This is a genomic window from Pseudoalteromonas sp. 23_GOM-1509m (assembly GCF_000518425.1).
In the GTDB taxonomy this organism is placed as follows: domain Bacteria; phylum Pseudomonadota; class Gammaproteobacteria; order Enterobacterales; family Alteromonadaceae; genus Pseudoalteromonas; species Pseudoalteromonas tetraodonis.
In genome coordinates this window covers 219,637-244,115 of sequence record NZ_KI912434.1, presented here as the reverse complement: position 1 = coordinate 244,115, position 24,479 = coordinate 219,637, and the positions used below count along the sequence as shown (strand labels likewise).

Annotated in this window: 23 protein-coding genes; 17 read left to right on the top strand and 6 right to left on the bottom strand. The window is 36.9% G+C overall.

What is annotated here, in order from left to right; all coding sequences use genetic code 11:
- Window positions 1-207: 207 nt before the first annotated feature.
- From bamE to N523_RS0116660, 9 genes are read left to right on the top strand one after another with little or no spacing between them, the layout of a single operon-like run.
- Window positions 208-564 (top strand): outer membrane protein assembly factor BamE domain-containing protein, encoded by a 357-nt coding sequence (gene bamE, locus N523_RS0116700; RefSeq protein ID WP_028835442.1) that lies wholly within the window; start codon window positions 208-210, stop codon window positions 562-564.
- Entirely contained in the window at window positions 546-836 is a 291-nt protein-coding gene (gene hxsD / locus N523_RS0116695) for a His-Xaa-Ser system protein HxsD (RefSeq protein WP_081745135.1), read from the top strand. Before bamE ends, hxsD begins: the two co-directional genes overlap by 19 nt.
- The gene (hxsB, locus tag N523_RS0116690) at window positions 833-2,236 is read left to right on the top strand and encodes a His-Xaa-Ser system radical SAM maturase HxsB (RefSeq protein WP_036950692.1); all 1,404 of its coding nucleotides are present in this window, start codon (window positions 833-835) and stop codon (window positions 2,234-2,236) included. The genes hxsD and hxsB overlap by 4 nt, the downstream gene beginning before the upstream one ends.
- Complete coding sequence (hxsC, locus tag N523_RS19135; protein ID WP_051440333.1) at window positions 2,229-3,329, top strand: His-Xaa-Ser system radical SAM maturase HxsC; 1,101 nt, start codon at window positions 2,229-2,231, stop codon at window positions 3,327-3,329. The genes hxsB and hxsC overlap by 8 nt, the downstream gene beginning before the upstream one ends.
- Window positions 3,326-3,895 carry a His-Xaa-Ser repeat protein HxsA gene (hxsA, locus tag N523_RS0116680; RefSeq protein WP_028835439.1) on the top strand — a complete coding sequence of 190 codons (570 nt, stop codon included), beginning with the start codon at window positions 3,326-3,328 and terminating at the stop codon, window positions 3,893-3,895. The genes hxsC and hxsA overlap by 4 nt, the downstream gene beginning before the upstream one ends.
- Window positions 3,892-4,257 carry a TIGR03982 family His-Xaa-Ser system protein gene (locus N523_RS0116675; protein WP_028835438.1) on the top strand — a complete coding sequence of 122 codons (366 nt, stop codon included), beginning with the start codon at window positions 3,892-3,894 and terminating at the stop codon, window positions 4,255-4,257. Before hxsA ends, N523_RS0116675 begins: the two co-directional genes overlap by 4 nt.
- Window positions 4,257-5,489: a His-Xaa-Ser system-associated MauG-like protein gene (locus N523_RS0116670; protein ID WP_036950689.1), complete on the top strand. Its 1,233-nt coding sequence runs from the start codon at window positions 4,257-4,259 to the stop codon at window positions 5,487-5,489. The genes N523_RS0116675 and N523_RS0116670 overlap by 1 nt, the downstream gene beginning before the upstream one ends.
- Window positions 5,490-6,824, top strand: a complete 1,335-nt coding sequence (locus tag N523_RS0116665; protein WP_028835436.1) for a cytochrome-c peroxidase — start codon at window positions 5,490-5,492, stop codon at window positions 6,822-6,824.
- Window positions 6,825-6,838: 14 nt separating this feature from the next.
- The gene (locus N523_RS0116660; RefSeq protein ID WP_028835435.1) at window positions 6,839-7,582 is read left to right on the top strand and encodes an HNH endonuclease family protein; all 744 of its coding nucleotides are present in this window, start codon (window positions 6,839-6,841) and stop codon (window positions 7,580-7,582) included.
- A gap of 94 nt (window positions 7,583-7,676) precedes the next feature.
- Here the strand turns inward: N523_RS0116660 and N523_RS0116655 are convergent, their stop codons facing one another.
- From N523_RS0116655 to N523_RS19130, 4 genes are all read right to left on the bottom strand, one after another.
- Window positions 7,677-9,581, bottom strand: coding sequence for a UvrD-helicase domain-containing protein (locus N523_RS0116655; protein ID WP_028835434.1), 1,905 nt, complete (start codon window positions 9,579-9,581; stop codon window positions 7,677-7,679).
- A gap of 2 nt (window positions 9,582-9,583) precedes the next feature.
- Complete coding sequence (locus tag N523_RS0116650; RefSeq protein WP_028835433.1) at window positions 9,584-11,461, bottom strand: ATP-dependent nuclease; 1,878 nt, start codon at window positions 11,459-11,461, stop codon at window positions 9,584-9,586.
- A 308-nt stretch (window positions 11,462-11,769) separates the two neighbouring features.
- The gene (locus tag N523_RS0116645) at window positions 11,770-12,102 is read right to left on the bottom strand and encodes a hypothetical protein (RefSeq protein WP_028835432.1); all 333 of its coding nucleotides are present in this window, start codon (window positions 12,100-12,102) and stop codon (window positions 11,770-11,772) included.
- Window positions 12,103-12,789 (bottom strand): hypothetical protein, encoded by a 687-nt coding sequence (locus N523_RS19130; RefSeq protein WP_051440332.1) that lies wholly within the window; start codon window positions 12,787-12,789, stop codon window positions 12,103-12,105.
- A 377-nt stretch (window positions 12,790-13,166) separates the two neighbouring features.
- On the opposite strand from N523_RS19130, the gene hrpB reads away from it, so the two are divergent.
- From hrpB to N523_RS0116625, 3 genes are all read left to right on the top strand, one after another.
- A complete protein-coding gene (gene hrpB / locus N523_RS0116635) occupies window positions 13,167-15,665 on the top strand; it encodes an ATP-dependent helicase HrpB (RefSeq protein ID WP_197019880.1) in 2,499 nt (832 codons plus the stop codon).
- A 514-nt stretch (window positions 15,666-16,179) separates the two neighbouring features.
- A complete protein-coding gene (locus tag N523_RS0116630; RefSeq protein ID WP_028835430.1) occupies window positions 16,180-16,731 on the top strand; it encodes a heme NO-binding domain-containing protein in 552 nt (183 codons plus the stop codon).
- Entirely contained in the window at window positions 16,724-17,674 is a 951-nt protein-coding gene (locus N523_RS0116625; protein ID WP_028835429.1) for a sensor histidine kinase, read from the top strand. The genes N523_RS0116630 and N523_RS0116625 overlap by 8 nt, the downstream gene beginning before the upstream one ends.
- A gap of 77 nt (window positions 17,675-17,751) precedes the next feature.
- Here the strand turns inward: N523_RS0116625 and N523_RS0116620 are convergent, their stop codons facing one another.
- Window positions 17,752-17,973, bottom strand: a complete 222-nt coding sequence (locus N523_RS0116620; RefSeq protein WP_008108632.1) for a hypothetical protein — start codon at window positions 17,971-17,973, stop codon at window positions 17,752-17,754.
- 192 nt (window positions 17,974-18,165) lie between these two features.
- Between N523_RS0116620 and N523_RS0116615 the strand changes: the two genes are divergently transcribed.
- Complete coding sequence (locus N523_RS0116615) at window positions 18,166-18,879, top strand: DUF1499 domain-containing protein (RefSeq protein ID WP_028835428.1); 714 nt, start codon at window positions 18,166-18,168, stop codon at window positions 18,877-18,879.
- A 119-nt stretch (window positions 18,880-18,998) separates the two neighbouring features.
- On the top strand, window positions 18,999-20,045 hold the full coding sequence (locus N523_RS0116610) for an NAD(P)-dependent alcohol dehydrogenase (protein ID WP_028835427.1): 1,047 nt from the start codon (window positions 18,999-19,001) through the stop codon (window positions 20,043-20,045).
- A gap of 54 nt (window positions 20,046-20,099) precedes the next feature.
- On the opposite strand, the gene N523_RS0116605 is transcribed toward N523_RS0116610, so the two are convergent.
- Complete coding sequence (locus tag N523_RS0116605; protein WP_013464413.1) at window positions 20,100-21,305, bottom strand: MFS transporter; 1,206 nt, start codon at window positions 21,303-21,305, stop codon at window positions 20,100-20,102.
- 341 nt (window positions 21,306-21,646) lie between these two features.
- Between N523_RS0116605 and N523_RS0116600 the strand changes: the two genes are divergently transcribed.
- The 3 genes from N523_RS0116600 (at window position 21,647) to N523_RS0116590 (ending at window position 24,478) form a co-directional block, all read left to right on the top strand.
- Window positions 21,647-22,069 (top strand): hypothetical protein, encoded by a 423-nt coding sequence (locus N523_RS0116600; RefSeq protein WP_028835426.1) that lies wholly within the window; start codon window positions 21,647-21,649, stop codon window positions 22,067-22,069.
- On the top strand, window positions 22,066-22,263 hold the full coding sequence (locus N523_RS0116595) for a helix-turn-helix transcriptional regulator (RefSeq protein ID WP_013464415.1): 198 nt from the start codon (window positions 22,066-22,068) through the stop codon (window positions 22,261-22,263). The genes N523_RS0116600 and N523_RS0116595 overlap by 4 nt, the downstream gene beginning before the upstream one ends.
- Before the next feature lie 88 nt (window positions 22,264-22,351).
- Window positions 22,352-24,478 (top strand): TonB-dependent receptor, encoded by a 2,127-nt coding sequence (locus tag N523_RS0116590; RefSeq protein ID WP_028835425.1) that lies wholly within the window; start codon window positions 22,352-22,354, stop codon window positions 24,476-24,478.
- Window position 24,479: the final 1 nt, after the last annotated feature.

Below are 24,479 nucleotides of genomic sequence, written 5' to 3'. Positions count from 1 at the left end.
TTGTTAAAAGAATCACATTTATGCAGAACTGAGATTAATTGCCAAACTTTTGATAGCAGTATGGAATTTACAACCTCAAAACCTAACGGCAAATAATTTAATTTTCGTTACCCACTAACATTAAAGTGGATTGAGGGGAATTGCCATTAGGATTTTTAATATAGGCGGTAGCCTATATAGGAAGATATAACTTATTTAGGGAGCAATATGAGACGTCATTTGTTATTTGTTTTTTTGATTTTTACATTTTCTAGCAACGCTAGTGAGGTTGATGAATTAAAAAATTTAGTCATAAGCCTTAATCAGCATGTAGTTAATTTGGAAAAGAGAGTTAAAGAACTAGAAAGCCTTGTGAAATCAAAACCAGAGAATATTTCCATTGAAAAAGCCACTTGGAGAAAATTGCAAAGAGGAATGAGCTTTTCACAAGTAAGAGGGATTTTGGGGGAGCCAAAAACTATCAAAGCAGGTCAAATGACACATTGGTATTATTCATCTTCGTTATCATCTTCGAAAGTAACTTTTTGGGATGACCGGGTGGATTCATGGAAAGAGCCAAACTAATGATATTGCCTTTAAATAAACAGTTGTATTCTGAGTTAGTAGTAAGAAAAGCACTCTACTGGTTAAAGTCAGAATACCAGTGGACAATGGAAGAAAATGAGAACGAATGGCTGATTACACTTAGTTGTAGCCAAGATGATTTTGTTCGTTGCAAGTTTGAATTAAATAAGTTGCTAAATGATTATTCGTTGAGAGAAAAAATTGACTCACAGACTGATGATTTAAAATTAGCAATCATCAGGAAAGCATTAAAGGATTTAAGTAAGGAATGACTAATTATAAAAGTCTACCTATTAAGTTTAGGGAGCTAGAAGATGGAAGGACCATTATTTCAAATTTGGCGAACACCTATTATGTTCTTGAAAATATACAATCGTTGATAGATGTTTTTGAACTCGGTCAATGCACAGACACAAATTTACTCAATGAATTGGAGCAAAAATTATTTATCACTTCTGATTTAGATTTTGAGAGTAAGGTACATTTAACCACTTCAGCTTTCAGCAAAAGAATTAATAAAGACTTAGCTTCTCCTCGTCTTATTATGATTGTACCGACGTTGCGTTGTGATCATCATTGCTCATATTGCCAAGTGAGTAGAGTTAATGCAGATCTAAGTGGCTTTGATTTGCAGCCTTCACAAATCCCATCGCTCATTCAGTACATAACAAAAATAGAAAAACCTCCTTACAAGATTGAGTTTCAGGGAGGAGAACCGTTACTAGCGTTTGATTTTATTCAAACCTTTTATGAACAATTCAAAAATGAAGTAGGAAAAGAAAGCTTCAATATTGTTATCGCAACAAGCTTATCGCTAATTGATGAGTCGATAATCAATTGGTGTAGAGGTAAAAATGTTGGCTTCTCAACGAGTATAGATGCAGGCAAAAAAGCGCACAATAAACATAGAAAACTGATAACGAAAAACTCTTTTGAATTAGTTCAGAAGAATATAAATTGGATACACCATGAGCTAGGCAAAGACAAGATCGGAACTGTTACAACCGTAACAAGAGATGGTCTGGAGGGCTACGACGAATTAGTCGATACTCACTTAGCTCTAGGGCTGATAGGAATGTTTGTGAGACCTGTTAGTTCATATGGTTTTGCAGAAGAAAAACAAGCTAAAGATATTTCGATCTCTGATTTTATGGTTTTTTATAAAAAGCTTATTAGGCGGATTCTAAATGAGAACCTTTCGGGTACACCATTAATCGAACATTTCTTGCTGATTCATTATAAGCGGCTATTAAATTCACCGTCTGCTGCGTATGTTGACCTCATGGCTCCCGCTGGTTACCTAAAAAACAGTATTTTAATTGATTACACCGGAAATGTGTTTGGTTCAGATGAAGCCAGAATGGTCTATCGAAAATATGGAGCAGACGAATTAATTATAGGGAATATTAATAATACTGAATTAAATCTAGAACACTCAACTCAACTCCTTGCCCATTCGTTCAATTTTGATGTTCCGGGTTGCTCAGATTGTGTTTACCAAGGCAGTTGTGGTTCCGATCCTATTTATCACTTGCAAGATTTTGGAGAGCCAATTGGAGTGAAAAGCTATTCCAGATTTTGTGAACTTCACAAAAGTATCTTTGACTTTATATTTGAACTCATCCGAAATCAAAAATATAAAAAAGTATTAGATGGGTGGTTAAATGGCTGAAGTAGCGAGACCAGATTCATTCTACGTTGAGGAACTTGATGGTGTATTTGGCCCCATTCAAATACTGAAATATAGAGATGCCATCAAAGAAACAACTCCGTTGCCTAAATTATTGATATGTGAATCGAGCATTCCAGATTCAGCAATGAAAACCATCTGGAACCCGCTATTAGATAAATGGACTAATCATGGAGATATAGGGCTTCTGAATGGACGAGGGCAAGTACGGGTGGTCCTTTGTAGTAGTGCGAATGCAAATACGCTCTTAGTTACTGAGCGTTGCGACAACCTTTGCTTATTTTGCTCGCAACCACCAAGAGATGTCGATGATACCGTACTTTTTGCATATGCTGCACAGTCTATTGTCTCATTTGGCACTTCGGATGTTATTGGTATTTCTGGAGGTGAGCCATTACTTGATAAAAAAGCTATACTCAACTTTTTTAAAATTCTTAATGAATTTAATGACAAAACACCATTACATATTTTGTCGAACGGTAGAGCATTTAAGGATATTAACTTCACAGAAAACTTTAAAGAATCTGCATTAAAAAGAAAAGTAGAAATTGGAATACCCTTGTACTCTACATCTAGTCGCACTCACGACACTTTGGTAAACAGTAAGGGAGCATGGAATGATACGATAAAGGGGCTGATTAACGCAGGGAATAAAGGCATACCAATAGAACTAAGGGTTATACCTACACTAGCTAATTTCAGTGAACTGTCTTCAATAGTAGAAATGGCATTAACTTGTTTCAATTCAATAACTCGTGTTTCAATCATGAATTTAGAGCAAACGGGTTGGGCTAAAAAAAACTGGAAAAATTTGTACTTAAAGCCAGAATTGTATTGTAACGAATTGCAAGAAGCTTGTTTGCTTGGTGACAGATTTGGTGTTGAAATTTCTTTATTTAACTACCCGTTGTGTCATATCCCAGAAGAACTCTATAAATTTGCAAAGAAATCAATAAGTGACTGGAAAAATTCGTTTCCGGCTGACTGTGAGTACTGTACTATTAAGTCAGATTGCGGAGGCTTTTTTTCTTCGATTAGAAATATGGAAGTAATGCCTAAAGGGAGAATACTGTGAGAAAAATAAAAAACTTAGTTGGTCTATTTAGTGGTTTTGCTGCTATTACTGCAAATGCTAGTAACGATATTGTTTCGTCAGACGATGATAAGAAAAAATTTCAATTTATTGATGATGTTGAAACCGCACCTTTAAATACTGGTGAAATGCCACTTTATTTGGCAGGGCACAGAAGTCATTCATCTCACGCCAGTCATTCTTCTCATCGCTCATCATCTGGTGGTACATACAAGCCAAGATCTACACCTACTCCAGCGCCTCGAACAGCTCCCGTAAGCCCTCCTTCAGATCCTTTGGGACAACCATCAAGACCTAAATCAACCATTCCAACTGCCGAGGAATCTAATTTTCAAAAGGTAATGTCAGATGCAGAAAAAAGAAAAAATATCATTCTAAGAGTACAGTTAACACTTCAAGCATTAGATTTCTATCACGGAAAGTTAGATGGAATTATGGGGCCTGAAACGAGAAAAGCCGTAAATAAATATAGACTATCTGTTGGGCAAACTGCTAAAGAAAAACTCGATATTGAAGTTCTCAATTCTCTAGGAATTTTAGTGCAATGAAAGTACTAAATATAACATTTAAGCTCTGCGTAATAATTTTTGTAATTGGCTATGTATCTAGAGAGTATTTAATTCCTGAATATACCTACTACACGAACAAGTCTGAGTATATGAAATTAACTTTGAAATGTGCTCATGCAATGGATAGTAATTGGTATATAGAGCAACAACAAAATGATGCATTAAAAAAGTCTAGCGAATTACAACTGCTTGATTGTCATGACTATGACAAGCTTCGAAAGCAAATGTTATCAAATGGGATTTCAGAATATAGATTATCGGCTTTGGGATTAGTGGCTTTAGAAATACACCAGAAACCTGCGGAAGAATTAGCAAAACACCATAAATTCAGGGAGAGATAATGAAGTGGTTAACTTATTTATTGGTACTAGCTTCGTTAGGTGCCAATGCTTCTGATATTGACTTTAAGTTAAAGAAAGTTATTGAAATATATGGCTTAACGGGCTTCGATTGTAATGCTGTTCAAAACAATAACAAAGATCTGACTGCATTAGGTGAAGCTCTTTTCGAAAGTAAACTATTAAGCGGTGGTAATGACACATCTTGCTCTACATGCCATTTAAAAGATCTAAATAGGGTCGATGGGTTGCCGTTATCCGTAGGTGTTGGCGGGAGTGGTGAAGGTGAAGCACGTTTAAAAGATGGTAAAGGGATAATTGTTCCAAGAAATTCATTTACCTTAGTTGGAAGAGGCCACAAAGACTATAAAACCTATTTTTGGGATGGAAAAGTTGAACAAGAACAAGGCAGACTTGTATCAATAATCGGTGATGATGTATCAAAGGGTTTTGATTCGCCTTTAGCTTTGGCTGCTGTTTTGCCTATTTTGGCTAGAGACGAGTTCTTGGGACTGTTGAGCGAAAGTACAAGTAACGAGATGGTTTCAATTGATGATTCATATTATGAAGAACGTTATAAGCACGCATCGAAATTTCTAAATAGGAAAATATTAAATTCACAAGGTCAGGATTGGGAAGAGTTAAAAACCAAATTTGTAGAAAGTGGCATTGAAATTGAAAAAATTCAATTATCAGATATAGGTAATGCAATAAGCTCCTTTCTTATTAATAAAGAAAATTGCATTCAAAATAATTGGAGCAAGTATATCAAGGGAGATACCAATGCTTTAAATACTGCTCAGAAACAAGGTGCATTTCTTTTCTACGGAAAAGGTCGGTGTGCTTCTTGTCATAGCGGTGACCTTTTAAGTGATTTTAAGTTCCACTCCATTGCAACCCCTCAGGGGCAGTTTGGTGTTAGTGTTGATGGGCAAGATCTAGGACGCTCTGAAATATCTTTAAAATATGGAGACCGATTCAAATTTAAGACACCATCATTGTTGGATGTATCGAGTACAAAGCCATACGGTCATAATGGAATATTTAACTCTTTGGATGAGGTAGTACTATTTCATTTGAATCCAATTCCATTCTTTAAAGATCGAGATATGTCAAAGGATGAGTTATACAACTACGGTCGTATATTGGCAAGTAGGTCTGAGTTACTGTCGTACATTGAAATTTTTGACGAAGAGGAATTTCAAAATTTACTAGAATTTTTGAAAACTCTGTAGATGATTAAAATTATATTAGCAGTTGTTGTAATTGCTATTTTTTATACGAGTAGAGCTAGTTCAAAACTAGATGATCATCAATGGTTACTAGAGTTCATAGAAAAAAATGAAATAGTACCAATACGGAATGAGCCTAAACTGTTAGATGCGCAGTATAATTTAGGGCAAGCATTATTTTTTGAAAAGCTATTGAGTACAAATAAAGACACTGCTTGTTCGACATGTCATTTGGTAAATAACCATACTTCAGATTCATTACGAAGAGCTATAGGTGCTGGAGGTCATAACTTAGGGGCATTGCGATTAGCTGATGAAGGCGTTGAAGCACTGGACCGAAATACTCAAGCGTTATTTAATCTTGATAACAATGAAGTTAAAAAGCTGTTCTGGGATGGGCGTGTGGAAGTTGACCTTCAAGGGCCAATTAAATTTTTAACGCCACTAGGCAAGCACATTCCTTTGGGACTAGAAAATGCGCTAGCGGCTCAATCATTGATACCAATAATTAGTAACTCAGAGTTAAAAAGTTACAAATGTCATTTAGTTGGAAAAGAGCAAGATTACTGTAAAAAATTGTACGAAAACTTCGGAAATGTAAATGAGTCCATTTGGAATCTAGCTTATTTAAGTTTCATTCAGCATCGTCTAATTGGGCATTCAGATAATCAAGACTTATCTTCGGTACAAAAAGAATATAGAAAACTATTCAAATCTGCTTATCCGAACAAAAGCAATTTTACTGCAATTGATTTAGCAAATGCTTTGGCTAGATATCAAGAAATTGCTTTTGCAACGCGTAAAACACCTTGGGATGAGTTTTTGAAAGGTAGCATACAAATGCCTGAGGCAGAGGTGAAAGGAGCACGGTTATTTTTTGAAAAATATAAATGCAATAATTGTCACTCAAACACACTTTTTTCAGACTTTGATTTTCATTCTATTGGTATAGTAAGCCTCAAAAAAGATAAAAGTATTGATAAAGGTAGATTCGAAGTAACGGACAATTTGAAAGATTTTCTAAAATTTAGAACGCCATCATTAAGAAATGTAACTTTGACCGCGCCATATATGCATGACGGCTCGATTGAAAGCCTTGACCAAGCAATTGAAAAGCATTTCACCGGTTGTAGGTTAGAAAGTGATTATTACGAAGTATGTCTAGGAACTGTATTTAAATATACAGAGATGATTCAACCAAATGAGACTTTAAAGTTAATCGAATTTTTGAAGTTTTTAGAAGATAAATCTCATATTGTTAAGGATGTTGTTCCTTCCACAGTTCCTAGTGGACTTACAATTGATGATCTAATACCAACTGGTGCTATAGATGAATAAACAAGGATAGATTGATGGTACGCTACTCAAACTTAGTTATTATTTTTTTCGCTTTTCTATTTTCAAATGACATTGAGGCATCAATAGTCAAAAAATCAAAGAGTGGTATCTGTCACGACGAAAATAGTCCCTATTATGATCGTACTAAAAATTTTCATTCATTTAATTCGATACAGTCCTGCCTTGAATCAGGCGGCAGGCTACCTAAAAGCCAAGGAAAGCCTTCTGTCAATAAACAAGCAATTCCTGACGAGATACCTCAGCAATTAGCAGATAAAGCTGAATACTCAAGAAGCAAGTTTGGTAATGGCTGGGCTGATGAAGATGGTGATTGTCAAAACTCTAGAATGGAAGCTTTAATTTCTCAATCATTAGTAGAGGTTAAGTTTAGATCGAACAGAATGTGTAAAGTTGAATCAGGTAAATGGATATCCCCCTTTACTGGGAATACAATTTTTAAAGCCTCAGAAATAGATATTGATCATGTTGTTCCCTTATCTTGGGCGTGGAAACATGGTGCTAATAAATGGACAAATGAAAAACGTGTAAAGTTTGCTAATGATCCTGCTAATTTATTAAGTGTTGAGTCTAGTTTAAATAGAAGCAAAGGTGATAAGGGACCTGACGAGTGGTTACCGCCTAAAAATCAATGTCAATATATTTTAAGATTTCAACGAGTTTATAAAACTTACGAACTAAATTTATACAAACTCGAAGCAGAAAAAATAACAAGCCTTAAGAATAGCTATTGTGGATAAGTATATAATGAGTATACAAAATTTAATTATACAGGCTGCTGTGTGAAATTTAGACAGATATACGTATTATTATATGGGTGTAGTTGAATATAAATCATTCATTTACAACTACAATGTCGTACCCATTTAACCTAATCTGTTCTAAATCCTGTTCACTTAAAGTGACTCTATTTTTCGCTGACTTTGCATAACTCCTATGAATTGCTAAGCATAGTAAGTGAGTGGGTCTTGTCATACCAACATAAAGTACTTTTTTCTTTGCCTCTAAACCTTTCTTTTTCTTCCCTTTTAACAAAGGCAATAGTTGGTTTATATCGTAGCCTTTTTTGTATGTTTCCATAATTAGAGTCGCGGTATGAGTTTCACCTTTTGCTCTATGTATTGTAGAAACAGATATATCTATAGAAGAGCCGTCAGTAACTAATGTAATGTTATTAGTCTCGCTTTTACTTTTTGGTATTCTATAGTTAGTAATTAAGGCAATTAGCTTATCTTGTTCATATTTGAACCCAATAAAATTAGCAAGCAACTGTAATGATTCTTCAAGATGTAAATTGAGATCTGTCTCACTGGAAAGCTCTTCTACAATGTTTAATGAGTTCAATTTTAAAGCATCAAGAATAACTTTATTGTTCATTTTAAGGTGGTTGGTTAATGTTCTTCTTGAAAACTTGCTCTTATCATTTTTTATTCCGATCACATCTAAGTATTGAACTATCAAGTCCCAATAAATCTTATTGATAAGGTATGGTGTAATTTCACAACTACTATTGGAGAGTATATCTCTAATGTTGTCGCTCACAATAAGTTCAGGACGATTTATGACATGTGAATCAACATAGCTCGGTATAGTATGATAATCGTTAACTTTTCCGATATTCCCAATTGCTTTAAAGATGGGGTTCTTTTCCAAATGCAAGTTGTGTCTCTTTATCAACTCTGCAAACTTAGGCAACACCTTATCTATGTGTTGATCATCGAATACTATGATTACTGGATCGATATCTACTTGACTACTACTGGTAAGTTTATGATCTGTAATTGAAAAATGGCTAGCTACATTAGAGATTTTTGGAGATAACCTCTTCGTATCACATATTTTAATATGTACATCACCGACTTCCCATGTCTGTTCATTTAAACTTTGAAAATTAAATATTGACTGATCGTTATCACCAATTTTTTGAATTATAGAATCTGAATTCCCGAAGATCTTACCTAAAAGATCAAACTGTCTTTTATCTGTATCTTGAGCCTCATCAACAAAAACATAACTAAATCTTGCGCTTATAAGATTTACTATATCAGGGATTTCTTTCAAGTACTCTTCTGCCAAATCATAACAATGACTAAATGTTAAATACCCTCTAGATATTAGTTTTAATATGATATTTTCTTCAAGGTAAGATTTGAGATTGTTATAATATGGTTTGCCACTATAAACTATGACTCTTTCTTTATTTCCAGATTGCAAAAGTACAATTTTATCATCATAAACTTTCAAGTTTTCAATAAAGCTTTCAATATTTGTATAATTATATTCTACACATCGTTTTAATAAAGTTTTTCCAATCCAACTAGAATTAACTAATGACACTAACTTCTCATTAAATATTTCAGAATCTATTGTTACGGGTTTTCTGCCAAAAATTTTCACATACATAGGTATTGCTAAGTATTTATTAACAAAAGATTGAAATGTTCCTACATGATTGGGGTATCCAAGAATTTTGCTTCCGTTATGACCGAGCTTGTGTTTGATTTCATCAACAGCAACATTGGTGTGAGTTAGAACTAAGATGCTACTTTTATCAGGAAACGGCATTTTACTGGCAAGTATATCCAGTTTTGCAATCAATGAAGTAGTTTTGCCTGCCCCCGGACACGCCTGTATATCCTTTGTAATTGCACATTTGATAAACTCCTTACTTCCGTCATCGAACTTTAAGGAAAGTTTATTCTCTACGTCTAGAATATCTTGATCTGTTATCGGCTCCATACTTATTTGCCTGTTACATTCTTAATTGCATCAACCAAATAAGAAAGGTTTTCATCCTCTTCTACACCATCAAATTCAGCGTCAATGATAAAATTAGCGAAAACTTGAGCTACTACGGCTTTTGATATCTTCTTATCTAGCATGATATTCTTGTAGATATTGTAAGCGATTTGATCAACGCTCAATTTATCATCTTTCCACTTATTGTATTCGACCTTAGCATTTTCAATTAATACTTCCTTTTCATCTTCGCTATATACATAGTCTTTTGACTTTGTTTTATGGCAAATATAAACAGCTTGGTGGAACAGTTCACTCAAACAACTCCTAGCTATGCTATATTCGAGAGTCCAATGAGGTGCGACAAATGCAGTTACTGGTCCTTTATATTTATCTCGAATTTCCTTAACTGTATTTATTCTCATTTCTTCGATCTCTATTGGAGTCATTTCAATTTTAATATTCTTTCCTTTATCATCTTTAACATTATTTCCATCTGCGTCTTTTTTATTTTTAGTTTGTTTATTTTCATGAATAGTAGGTTTTACATCCACATCAGTTATCAATGAAACATTAATGCGTAATTCTTTATCGTCTTTTCTCAAAAAAATATTTGAATAGCGCAAGAATGCTGTACTGCCGACATTTACAATAGACACACTATACTGTGAAAGATCACGGCCTAATTTTTTGGCAAAAGAAGGTAACAAAATGTTTTCAGCATCTCCTTCGACAAGAATCACTCCATTCGCAAAAAACAAGTTAGATTTAGTTGAGTCAAGGAAACGCTCCAGAAATAGATAGTCACCTTCTCTCAGTTTTGTATACTCTTTGCCCATTGGATATAGACACCCATCTTTGCATACTACTAAGTTTTTTAATTTGACTTTAGATGCCAAGCTAGTGCTATGAGTTGTGAGTATGAACTGAATTTTATTCTCTTCGCTGATCTTTTGAATAGCCTCAATCAATCTGATTTGTGTTTGTGGATGCAAATGAGCTTCAATCTCTTCGATTAGCCCCAACTTTAAGCCATGATAGTTGCTCTTTTTCAGCAGTAATAGCTCTGCGGCTATATACAGAAGGTTATGTGAACCAAGACCTTGATTGTTGTTCTCAGATATTGATTGGTTGAATAATCTTAGTGATAATTTTTCTAATACAGATTTTAGGGAGCTATCACTTACATTAAACCTTGTGTTGAGTTTATTGTTTTCAAGAGAAAAATCATCCAGATATGTATTTACATCTACGAGCAATTCTTTCCCATCCAGAGTTGTAAAAAATTTTTCTATAGCCTTATTAGTTAAGGACATTATGCGGAGTAATCGATGATTCTCTTCATCTTCGAAGACATCATGGTTATAAAGAATTTGAGATAGGCGAGATCCCTTCTTCGGTGTCAGTTCACTTTCAGCATCACGTAGTGGTTTGAGGTAGGTTACTCTGAGTAAATCACGAACTTCTGCATTAATTGCGGCCCCCTCGTCATCGCTACCAGCCTTTACATCGTAAAAGACCTTCCCATTTTTCCTTGATGCATAGAGCCATACTTTCAAAAAGTAATTTTTTTCTTCATCAGTACCAAGCCAATCAATAAAGTGCTTTGCTTCGTGTTTATCAAACCCCTTGAAGGTGCATTCAACTCGGAATTCTGTGGTTCGATACGATTCGTCTTTACTTGGTTCTAAATAAAAGTCTTCAACGCAAGGTCTTAAATACTCGTAACTTTGGGTATTTAAGACATACTTAATGGCATCTACTATCGCCGTTTTTCCTGAATCATTTTCCCCAACCAATAAGTTTAGGCCAGAGTTAAACTCAACCTCTAACTGTTCATATCTTCGGAAATTTTCCATTTTCAAACAATGTAAATACATTTTTATATCCAATCAACAAACTACAAATATCCACAATCTATATCGTGAAAATGTTCTTCCATAAATCGTAGGGTAATAACACTGGGAATTAGTCTATCACCCAAATTTAGCTGCATATAGTGCATTTTTCACACTAAGATTATTTAAAGGGATCTTACCCATAAAGGCGCTAATGTGACTGTAAGATTTGATTAAGCCCAATTAATTACATATGACAGATCAGGTTTAGACCAACTCAGGTTAAAAATTGCGACAAGTAGTACATTTATTTAACCTTCTAAAATTAGTACTGATCTAGCTTAATTTATTTATCTATTCCTCGGAAGCAACCCTAACAACCGCAATACTAGTTCTTTTTGCCAGTAGCGATATTTGTCTTCAATTTTTAAGTTTGTAATTTTATGGAGATGTTTTTTATCTGTGTAGCGGGTGATTATTTCGATATGGAAATCTTCAAAAACATAGATTTTGTCAGCCCAATCCAGCATATCTTCAGTACAAAGAGTTGTGCCTGCCTTGCTTACATATTTTTTGCTCAAGCCTGCTGACTTATAAGTATTTCCGTTATCTAGAGCGTTAAATAGTTCTTCAGCCGTGCGGCTTCTTTGAACATTTGCAGTGCATATAAATAATATGTTCATCTAACGACCTGCAAAATATTCATTAAATTCATTTGCTGAAAAAATTCTAAAGTTATGTTGATAGCCTTCATCTAATTCAATTTTTTGCCAACATCCAAAGTTTAATCTCGGTAAAGCTTGGTCATTTGCAAGTTTTTTCGCTGAATAAAATGATTCACGGTCATGAATGTTCACAGCAACAAATAGTTTTTGGCATAAATGTGAGACTAATTTTAGTTGTTTTGTCACCTCTGCACCTGCGTTTGAACCACTAGCAAAGATCACTATACAACCTGCTCCCATTAAACCGACTTCTTGCAATAAATTCTTAAGTTTGGATGGTTCTGTCCAGTCAAGATTTATGATACCGCCAGCCACACTAACTAACTCATCTATTGAAACCATCTGCTCGATGGGACTTGTGTAATTTTCGCGAATAAAACTAGAGCAAGCTAAAAATTCATTTTGATAGCAAATGAAAACTTTTAGAAATGGAGGGATTTTATTTATTATTTGATTTATTAAAAGTTGTTCGCCTGCTCCTAAAGCATTGCCGAGGATTACGTACCCTCGTGCATTTTGCGGCATTTTTAAATCAGCGTGAGAAAGTGTTGAGTTATGGTATTCAACATGGTTGTTAAGGTCGTTTTTAGACTTTTCAAAATTTGCAATAGAGGACGGCTCTACCGCAACGCTACTGTTTGTCATGCATTAATCATATTATTTATTATTACGTAATTGGAGTGATTATAACTCATTGTTTTATAAAGTAAATAATACACAATGAGCACTGGCTTTGAACAGGCTAAACATTCTAAAACATAACATTCTAATTCTATTGAAGTTAGTAAGTTTAAGACTAATCAGAATTAAATATAAAAAATGTTCAATTATTAAAAAATAGTATTTTACAGGATGGAATTAACTGCTTAATTGCGAAAATGTGAATTGGCAATTTGGTGGTATGGGAAAGGAGTTAAGGAACGGATCTGTGGAATGCTAGATCGTGATACAATCGAAAAATGCATTAAAGCACTCTACAGCTTGCTATCAGACAAGCGAAAATAGTTTGAAAAGGCAGAAAATTGGAACAACGAGATAAATCATTGCCAATCTATTCGGTGTTGGCAAGCTTATTAGAAAAGTTAAAGAACAGTAATAATGTTGTCCTGCAAGCTGATCCCGGAGCTGGGAAGTCAACAGTCATTCCTCTTGAGTTATTAGAAGCAAATGTTTTAAAAGGCCAAAAAATTGTAATGCTTGAACCAAGACGAATGGCTGCAAAATCAATAGCCCGTTTTCTGTCTAAGCAACTTTCAGAAACAGTTGGTCAAACTGTCGGGTATCAGATAAAAAATGATACCAAGCTCTCGAACTCAACTAAGATAGAAATTGTTACTGAAGGGGTTTTACTCAGAAGGTTGCAAACTGATCCTGAATTAACTGATGTTGGAATTCTTATCTTTGACGAATTTCATGAACGATCTATCAATGCCGATTTATCTCTAATGCTTTCTCTAGAGTCACAACAAGTACTCAGAGAAGATTTGAAAATTCTAGTTATGTCAGCAACTTTTGATACTAGCTTTATATCTTCTTATTTGCATGGAGCACCAGTGATTAAATGCTCTGGAAGATCATTCCCTGTGACAGAAACTTATATGAAGCCTGTGAATAGCAGAATCGAAATTAATGTTCTAAAAGCAATTCAAAATGTTATTGATGACGAGGGAGATATTCTAGTTTTCTTGTCGGGTATTGGTGATATAAAGCGTTGTATAAACAAAGCTGAAGAGTTTTTTGGTAGCAGGGAAGATATAGATTTGCTACCCCTTCATGGCTCCCTTCCCACAGAACAACAAGATAAAGCTATAACAAAAACGTTTAAAAAGAAGATAATTTTCTCCACTAACATCGCGGAAACAAGTTTGACTATAGAAGGTGTGACTTGTGTTATTGATTCAGGCTTAGAAAAAGTACTCGCTTATGATCCATCTAGTGGCATGTCTAAACTTATGCTTTCCAAAATATCAAAGGCTTCGGCAGAGCAGAGAAAAGGCAGAGCTGGAAGGCTTAAAGAAGGTAAATGTATAAGATTATGGACTGAGACCGAACATGCCTCGCTTATCGACTATCAGCGAGAAGAAATTTTGGTTTCAGACCTTTCTGGAGTCGTGTTGGAGTTAGCTAACGCAGGTTTTCATAAATACAGCTCGATTAATTGGCTAACACCTCCCCCGGCCTCACATTTTGATTCAAGCCAGAGTTTACTAATTAAATTAGATCTTTTAGATGATGAAGGACGGGTCACTTCTTTAGGTAAAGTTGCCTCATCATTGCCAGTCCACCCTCGGTTAGCCAAAATATTGCTGTCAGCGAGAAATAGCTTTGAATCTCAGATTTCTTGTTATTTAGCAGCGATGTTACCTGAAAGAGATTTAATAAAAGATAGTCATAGTGTTGATATATTATTGAGATTAGAGGCTTTAATAGAAGCCATTCAAGGTAATGGCGTGCAAAGCGGATTAAACCAACAAGCTTTAAAGGTGGTTGGGCAAGATTTTAAAGTTTTACGTAATAACACACCTAAAGTCGATGAACAGTTTAAAGCAGAGGGTATACAGGACTCTGTGGGGTATTTATTGTTATCAGCTTTTCCTGATAGATTGGCAAAGCGCAGGGGCCTAAACAGTTGTCGATATAAATTAGCAAATGGTAAAGGAGTTACTTTACAAGAGTCAGACCCACTCACTTCATTTGAATATTTAGTAGTGATTGATAGCGATGCACAAAATAAAGAAGGAAGGGTCTATTCTGCTGCCCCCTTTGATATCAATATTCTATCTAAACACTTCTCAGAGCAAATAGTTACAGACACCGATTATGAAATTTCCTCTAGTAATAAGATATATGCACACCAACGAAAGAAGTATGGACAACTTATAATTGAAGAAGACAAAAGTAAAAATGTTCCGCAAGAGTTTATTCGTGACTCACTGGTTAAACTTATTCCCAAGGATTATAAAAGGATCTTAAACTGGACTCCAGAATGTGAAGATTGGCTTAATCGTGTTACTTGGCTAGGTGAAAAGCTAGATGGATTTCCTAATTTGAATATTGATTTTATAATGGAGGATGTTGCTCACTGGTTATTACCTTATTTGCCAAATATTCGCAGTTTTTCTGAATTGAAAAACATTAATTTGTTTCCATTACTTTCATCCATTTTAACCTATAGTGAGTCTAAATTACTTGACTCAGAAGCCCCAGAGTTTTACTTAACTCCGAGCAATAAAAATGTTCGAATTATATATTCAGCAGCGCAAGAACCCACAGTCTCAGTGATATTACAGGAGTTATTTGGTGAAGTTAGATCTCCAATGTTAGCGGGACGCACCATTCCATTACGTTTTGAATTGCTCTCACCTGCCAAAAGGCCAATTCAGATTACTACTGATCTGGAGAAATTCTGGAGTGGGTCTTACGTTGAAGTTGCAAAAGACATGCGTGCTAAATATCCTAAGCATAGATGGCCTGAAAAACCCCTTGAAGAAAAACCGGGAAGGTCAATAAAGCCGAAGTAACAATTTGTGCTTGTGTGAACCCTTGCTTACTAATTAAGTTGTTTAATTGTCAATGTGAGATCGTATTGATTTGTCAACATGGTAATATAAGGTGTCAACCAAAGGGTAATTAAGTGTCAACAAATGCTATGAGATTGAGTTGTCAACGAATGGTGAGCTTATTTAGATTTACCAATTGAATTTAATAGGTTTTTAATGCTGTCAACAAATTGTATAGTTCACATTGCAAATCACTTTTGGCCAGACGACCCTGCCAATAGCGTTGCCACCAATAGAGTAAAAAGCAGAATGTGATCACGCTTCCTTAATGTCACTTAATGTTAAACGTTGACCATGCAAATAACGAACATTTTTGGGCGTTTTACAAGCGACTAAACTACTATTACTTTAATGCTGACATTTTACAGAGTAAGGCTTACTACGCTAGTGTACATATGAGCAGTAAGGTAGCGAGCGTTTGTAACTAATTGAAGATGCAGCTAACAATCTAAAAGTGATAATAGAGGGAACATGCATGAAAGGCGTTATCTTTAGAGGGCTTGAGGCACTGGTTATTGAAAAATGTGGCATGGCAGCATGGGACGACTTACTTGAAAAAAATGCACCGGAGGGTCGTGTTTATATTTCTGCAGAAAGTTATCCAGATGAAGAAATAGTTGGTTTAGCACAAGATGTAGCCACTGCACTTTCTATGTCTATGCCAGAGGTATTAAAAGCCTTTGGAGAGTATTTATTTTCTCACTTAAAGGCACGTCATCCAAGCATTGTTGCTAACTTTAATTGTTTTGCTGATCTCATTATTAGTATTGATAAAGTAATTCATGTTGAAGTAGCTAAGCTTTATCATGAGCCTAATTTACCTGAAATTGACGCCCAAATTATTGAAGACGGGTTTATTTTAATGCGTTACAACTCTAAGCGACAGCTTTGTATGTGCGCCGAAGGGCTTATTTTTGGTGCTGCGGCTCATTATGGGGTTGATGCTAAACTTAATCATGCCCAGTGTATGCATGATGGGTTTGATTCGTGTTTAATTGAAATAAAATATGAGACTCCCCATGGCTGAAGACGACTACAATTATAAAAAAGCGTATTTGCGCGAAAAATCAGCCAGAGATCAATTAGAAACCCTACTAGAAGACAAAACACGGGCATTGTTTATTGTTAATCAAGAGCTGGAAGAAAAGCTCGAAACGGTTAAAAACCAACAAATAACCTTAATGCAAAGTGAAAAAATGGCTACTTTAGGCACGCTTTCTGCTGGGGTCGCTCATGAAATCAATAACCCGCTTGCTTACATAACCAGCAATGTAGAAAGTATAAAATTTATAAAGCCCGTGTTGGTTTCGTTAATGACGGCGGCTCAACAATTTGTAGATAAATCGATTTCAGTATCGCAGTTAGAGTCTATTTTAGTTCAGCTCAATCAAGAGAACGATTTAAGCTTTATTGTGGACGATATTGATGACTTAGTTGATGATACCCAAGAGGGATTAGAACGTATCGCTCATATTGTTAGTAACCTTGTCGACTTTGCAAGCCTAAAAGACAACGTAACTGCAATGGTAGATATTACAGAATCACTCAATGGCACGCTAAAACTACTCGACAACCAGTTGGGAGCATGTGCTATAGAGTTACACATTGAAAAGTTACCTCTAACACGGTGTAATATATCATCTATGAAACAAATGTTTGTAAACTTATTAATTAATGCCAAACACGCCTGCGACGATTTGCGCGATCAGCAAGGAAAAATAAGTGTTAAGCTGTTTGCCAATGAAAACAATATTTACATAGAGGTGGCAGATAACGGCTGTGGAATGGACGCTGATACACTTAAACAAATGTTCGATCCCTTCTTTACCACTAAACCCGTAGGCCAAGGCACTGGTATGGGAATGGCTATAGTTTACAATGTACTTAAAGAGCACAATGGCACTATAGAGGTTGAAAGTAAAGTGGGTATGGGGTCTTTAATACGTTGTGTAATACCTATTGCTACATAACTTTGTAAGCTTAAAGTTTTAAAATGTAGGCATGACTACAAAGTGTGTTGTGGCTATTGAGCGTAGGTATAAGTATTTTAACTCGATACTTCTTGTCCGCCGTGTTGCTCTGCTAAATCATCAAGTTCGGCAACGGTATAATCAAATCCGCTTTCATCATATTCGTAGCTTACTTTAACGCTGTCGCCGCCATTAAAAAGACGTGTTTTTACGTCATTGACTGGCCAATCTTTTAATTCGTGTAAAAAGCGGTTGGCTACTTGTGATGACTCAAACCGGTAACTAATCTCTGTTTTCATAAATAATAATACCCTGATAATTTTACCCCCGTAGTTTGTTGATTTTTACCAAGGAGTCAAGTTATCTACTTTAAAAGGGCAATAAATTATGACTTTATAGATACTTATCGGTCATAGTAATCTAAATTGGAGTGTTAACAGTATAAAGCTTGTTTAAAAAACAATAACCATATAACAATAACGGAGTAGGCAATGAAACATTTAGTGACCTTAGTTGGGCTTATCGCTTTTTTAATGGTGGTACTACCGGGACCTCTTTATAAATTTAATATGGTTGAGCTAGGTACTGCCTTTGCTGGTTTTAGATTAGGCGTTTATGTTGGTGGGGCAGCATTAGCCTTATTATTAGTTCAAGTGCTATTCATGCGTAAAACAGTGAGCCTAACCAGTGCAGTGGTCACGGTTATTTTTGCAGCTGTTGCGATTGCAATGCCGATTAACATGATGAATACAGCAAAAAGTGTTCCGCCAATTCATGATATTTCTACCGATTTAATTAACCCACCTAAGTTTGTTGCGGTTGTGCCTTTACGTGCTGATGCACCTAACCCTGTTGCTTACGCGGGTGAAGAAACGGCAGCGCAGCAACGTGAAGCGTACCCAGAACTAAAACCGCTCGAGTACAACCAAACCCAAACAGAGCTGGTGGCAGCAATTACTAAAGCCATGGAAAACCTTGGTTGGGAACTGGTTAATAGTGATGTTAATAATGGCATTGTTGAAGCAACAGACACCACGACCTGGTTTGGCTTTAAAGACGATGTTGTGGTTCGTATTAACGATAAAGGCAGTAAGCGTGTGGTCGATATACGCAGTAAATCACGCATTGGTAAAAGTGATTTAGGTAAAAATGCACAGCGTATTAAAACACTGATTGACGAGTTAAATGCCGTTGTTGTGGAATAATTGATAACAGAAAAACAGCCCTGCACTTTATGGGGCTATTTGCAGTTGCACATGATCAGCTTATGTTCATAGCTGACAGTGCATACTGTGGATGATTTTTAATAAACTATGGAGTTATTATGAAAACAGTCGGATATGCAGCAAAAAGCCAAGGTTCTGAGCTTACAGAGTTTTCTTTTGAGCGCCGCGATTTACGAAATAACGATGTAGCAATAGAAATTTTATATTGTGGTGTGTGCCATTCAGACTTACACGCAGTGCGTAACGACTGGGGGGGTAGTAATTACCCATTAGTTCCTGGGCACGAAATTGTAGGTAAAGTAATATCAGTCGGTAGTGATGTAAAAAAATACAAACAAGGCGATACCGTTGCCGTAGGGTGTATGGTTGACTCCTGCCAAAGCTGTGACCAATGTGATAATCACGAAGAGCAATTTTGTCGTGAAGGCATGGTCAGTACTTACAGCGGAACCGATAGAGTTAACGGCGAAATGACTCAAGGTGGTTACTCTAAACACGTTGTAGTACGCGAAGAGTTTGTATTATCAGTGCCTGAAAACTTAGAATTATCGCGCGTGGCGCCGTTACTTTGCGCCGGTATTACTACTTATTCACCGTTACATAAATGGGGTGTAAAAACAGGTAGCCGTGTTGCAGTGGTAGGCCTTGGTGGATTAGGTCATATGGCGGTTAAAAATGCAGTAGCAATGGGTGCAACCGTTACTGTTATTGGTCGTACAGAGTCTAAAAAAGAAGATGCAATAAAGCTCGGCGCACAGCATTATTTAGTATCAAACAATGATGATGAAATGAAAAATGCGCAGTCAGCGTTTGATGTCATTATTGATACCGTGCCTGTAAAGCATGACTTATCAATTTACACACCACTACTTGATATCGATGGTACCTTGGTTATTGTTGGCCAAGTAGGCCCAGTAGATGAGCTAAACACAGTTCCTCTTTTAATGGGTCGTCGTCGTGTGGCTGGTTCGTTAATTGGCGGCATTGCAGAAACACAGCAAATGCTTGATTTTTGTGGTGAGCACAACGTACTGCCAGAGTGTGAAATGATCAACATAGACGAAATTAACACCGCTTATGAGCGTATGGAACGCTCTGATGTGCGATACCGTTTTGTTATTGATATGTCATCTATTAGCGTTTAATACGCTAAAGAGTAAAATGTAAAAAGAGCCGCTTAGCGGCTCTTTTTGTTTTTATTAACAAGGCTGTGCCTGTTTAGTTTTGTTGCCGCTAATTTGTATATAACTAAGCAGCCACATTAACAGCCCACCTAAAAATAAAGCCGCAGCAACATAGCCTGTTTGATTTGGCGCTGCTCCTTTTGCAATAGCAATGCCGCCAACCCAAGGGCCAATAGCATTTGCAATATTAAACGCACACTGCACTAATGCCCCAATCATGGCGTGGCCGTCAGGTGATACATCCATTAATAGCGTTTGCACTAAGGTTGATAGCCCTAAGCTGCAGCCAATAAAAAATATAACCGCATACAGCAGATAAATATTATAGCTGGCACTTACATATGCAAATGCAAAAACAATGGTAGAGGCAAGCGTAAATCCGGTGGTTTTTATCGCTGATTTATCGGCAGCTTTACCTAGTACGTAATTACCGAGCGTAGAGCCAATACCAAACATCACCATAGCAATTGAAATTGTATAGGGCGCGCTCTGAGTGACCTCTAAGATCGTATCGGCCACATAGGTATAAATACAAAATACGCCACCAAAGCCAATAATAACAATCCCTAATATTGACCAAACCAGTTTGTTTTTTAGCACCCCTAATTCGTTGAGTAAGTTAGAGGTATGGGTGTTTTTAACATTGGGCACCACGTTATACACAAAAATAAAGGCAATAAACGCCAACACCCCAGCCGCAGCGAGGCAATAACGCCAACTAAGATTTTGCCCAACCAATGTCACCACCGGCACACCAACGATAGTGGCTATGGTTAAGCCCATAAACACTTTTGACATAAAGCTAGCGCGTTTTCCTTGCGGTGCTATATCAGAGGCCAGTAATAACGCGGCACCAAAATAAGCGCCATGGGGAAGGCCACTTAAAAACCTAAACAGCACCAGTTGTTCTAACGAGGTCGCTAATGCACTTAAACTGTTTGAAATACACATTAAGCTTAAAAATAATAATAGCGCTCGTCGTTTTCGCATATTTGCCGTTGCCAACATTAAAATGGGTGCGCCAACCACCACCCCAAGAGCATAAGCACTAATAGCATAACCACTTTGTGACGGGGTACTGCCAAAAGCCTCACTAATTAATGGCAACATAGGCATCATAGAAAATTCAGATAACCCCAAAATAAAAGTACCCAACGCCAGCACAATTAAAATAGCGGTTCTATTGGGCTGACCCGACGGCGATGTAGTATCAACGGCCATATAAAATCCTTGAAGATAATAAATAAAATTTAATAACAAACTAAACGCCAGTGCGTTTAAAAATAAAGCACACACGCTTATTTAGTTGAATGTGGAAATGAGGAGTAAAGAGGCGTGCATTTTAAATTAAAAGCTCTCTTTCGTCATGGACTAAACCATAATTTAAGATGAATAAAATTTAACTTAAGCCAACCAAAGGATGGTTAAGTAAGTTCAGCAAAGTATTAACGCAATCAAAAATAAGCAGTGTTAAATTTAAAATGTAATGTTAACTTGACTTTTTGTAAGGCATGAATGATATTTGTAAAGTAAACATTACTTTTAAAAACAGGATAAAGCCAATGAAAGCAGAATTAAATTTAAAACAACGCCAAATTAAAAATACCAGTTACCTAGCTAAATGGACCTTAATATGGCTTTTTACTTTAGCTATTTGCAGCTTTGGCCCCACTTTAATCTGGGATCGTTCAGCGCTAATTAGTGGCTTTTTTATTATTATAAATTTGGCTGCTGGCGTAGGGATGATTTTAGCCAACAAGCGCTATTTGCAAGGCATGGATGAATTAATGCAAAAAATACATCTCAGTGCCATGGGGTTTACCTTAGGTGCAGTGTTAGTAGGCGGGCTGGCATACACCAATTTACAATTGAGTGGTTTAATTGATTTTAAAGCGCAAATACCCGACTTAATGTTTTTAATGGGGGCGGTGTATTTAATTAGTGTGTATGTGCTTAATAAACACTATTGCGCAGGTGATGAATGAAAAATAGATTAAAAGTGTTAAGAGCCGAGCATAATTTCACTCAAGCAAAGTTGGCCGAGCTGTTGGATGTATCGCGCCAAACGATTAATGCCATTGAAAAGGGCAAGTTCGATCCCAGCTTGCCACTGGCTTTTAAGGCCGCAAGGTTGTTTAAACTTAAAATAGAAGACATTTTTGATGACGAACAGGGTTAAAAATTAACAAAGTGCGACAATATGTCGCGCTTTTTAACTTGCCGCAGCACGTATAATTTACCCACAAAATTTTTGTGGTAAATCAATAATGACTGATAAAAAAAATCCCCTAACCTCCTGTTTAGTATCGCCTTTGGCACTTGTTATAAGTGGCGTACTATCGCCTGTTGCCTTTGCAGATGACGCCTCAATTGAAGTGATTGAAGTACACGGTCAAGCACAAAACAAACACCTATCGTTAGGTTCATCTGAATCGTTATTAACTGATTTAGGTGTGGACTTTTCAGCCGCCGGTGGCATGGCTAACTTACCTGTTTTAAATGGTTTAATGGGCGATAGAGTGGCGGTACTGGTCGATGGAGCGCAAATCACCGCCGCCTGTGCCAATCAAATGAACCCGCCACTGTCGTATATTTCAGCCAATCAAATTAGTAGCTACAAAGTGGTTGCAGGTATTTCTCCGGTAAGCGCGGGAGGCGATAATATTGCAGGGGTGATCGCGGTTAATTCTATTTCACCTCAGTACAGTGAAAGCAAGCAACTTGGCTGGCACTCTGGCTACGTATCAGCCCAATACAATACGCTAGATAACGCCAAAAAGGTAGGCGCGGGCATGCGCATTGCCAGCGACGTATTCAGTTTTAATTATCAAGGTGCGTTTAGCGATGCTAACAGTTATGAAGATGGTAACGGCGATTTAGTGCTCGATACCCTGTACCGCGCGCAAAACCATAGTTTAAGTGCTGCCATGCGCGATGATAAGCAACAATTAGTTGTTAAGCTAAGCCATCAAAAAATACCCTATCAAGGCTTTGCTAACCAATATATGGATATGACAGATAACACCAGCTATGGCGCTGTTGCCCAGTATAAGCGTGCTTTTACAAACAGTGAGCTTGAAGCGCAGTTAAATTGGCATAGCGTAAAGCATGAAATGGGCTTTTTCAGCGCAGAAAAAACCGGAAAAATGCCAATGAAAACCGACGCCGAAGATATAAGCACTCAGTTAAAATGGCGATTAGCGCTTGATAACAACAGCCAGTTATTACTCGCCCAAGAGTACCATTATATGAATATTGATGATTGGTGGCCTGCGGTTGAAGGCTCAATGATGATGGGGCCAAATGACTACAACAATATTAATAACGGCCGGCGTCAGCGTATTGCCCTGCTTGCTGAATATGAAAGCCAACTAAATACTCGCTGGTGGTTAAATGCAGGCGTTCGATTTGAAAATGTAATAACCAATACCGACGATGTACAAGCATACAACGCAGGTATGGCCGCTATGAGTGCGATGACCATGGCGATGCCAAGCGATGCAATGGCCGCTAAAGAGTTTAATGGTCAGAACAAAAAACAAACAGACAACCTAGTCGATGCAAACGTGCTGATTAACTATCAACTAAGCAATAATGACGAGTTACAAATTGGTTTAGCTCGTAAAAATCGCGCACCTAATTTATACGAACGTTACAGTTGGGGGGTGGGAAATATGGCCACCACCATGATAGGTTGGTACGGCGATGGTAATGGCTATATTGGTAACATTGCCCTTAAACCTGAAACCGCACATACGCTTAGCACTACGTATACCCGTATGGCTAAAGACGACAGCTGGCGTATCAGTGCTAATGCGTGGGTGAGCGATGTAAATGATTATATTGACGTCAACAGAGTAAGAAGCTTTAACCGCACAGCGCTTGCTGCCAATACTCGTAATGTACTTATGTTTAATAACGTAGATGCCACGCTTTATGGAGTAAAGCTAGATGCGGTTACTACTCTGCACGAGTCTAAGCAGTATGGTAGTTGGTCGTTAAAAGCTAACATTACCAATACCCGTGGTAAGCGCGACGATACCAATCAGCCGCTTTATCAAATTAAGCCACTGCAAACCCAATTTGCGATTAACCAGCAAATAGGCCGCTTTGAAAACGCACTCACGTGGCAGTGGGTCGATAGTAAAACCCGCGTAGATAGCAACCGCCTAGAAAACCAAACCGAGCAGTATCATTTACTTAATTTAAGCTCAAAAGCCAGTTGGGATGCATTGACCGTGAGTGTTGATATTACCAATCTGCTTGATGAGTATTATGAATTACCACTGGGCGGCGTAAGTATTGCTGAGTTTAAACAAGATTCAACGCAGGGATTTAACCAATTAGCAGGGCAGGGTCGTTCTATTAATTTGGCTATGAGTTACGCGTTTTAAG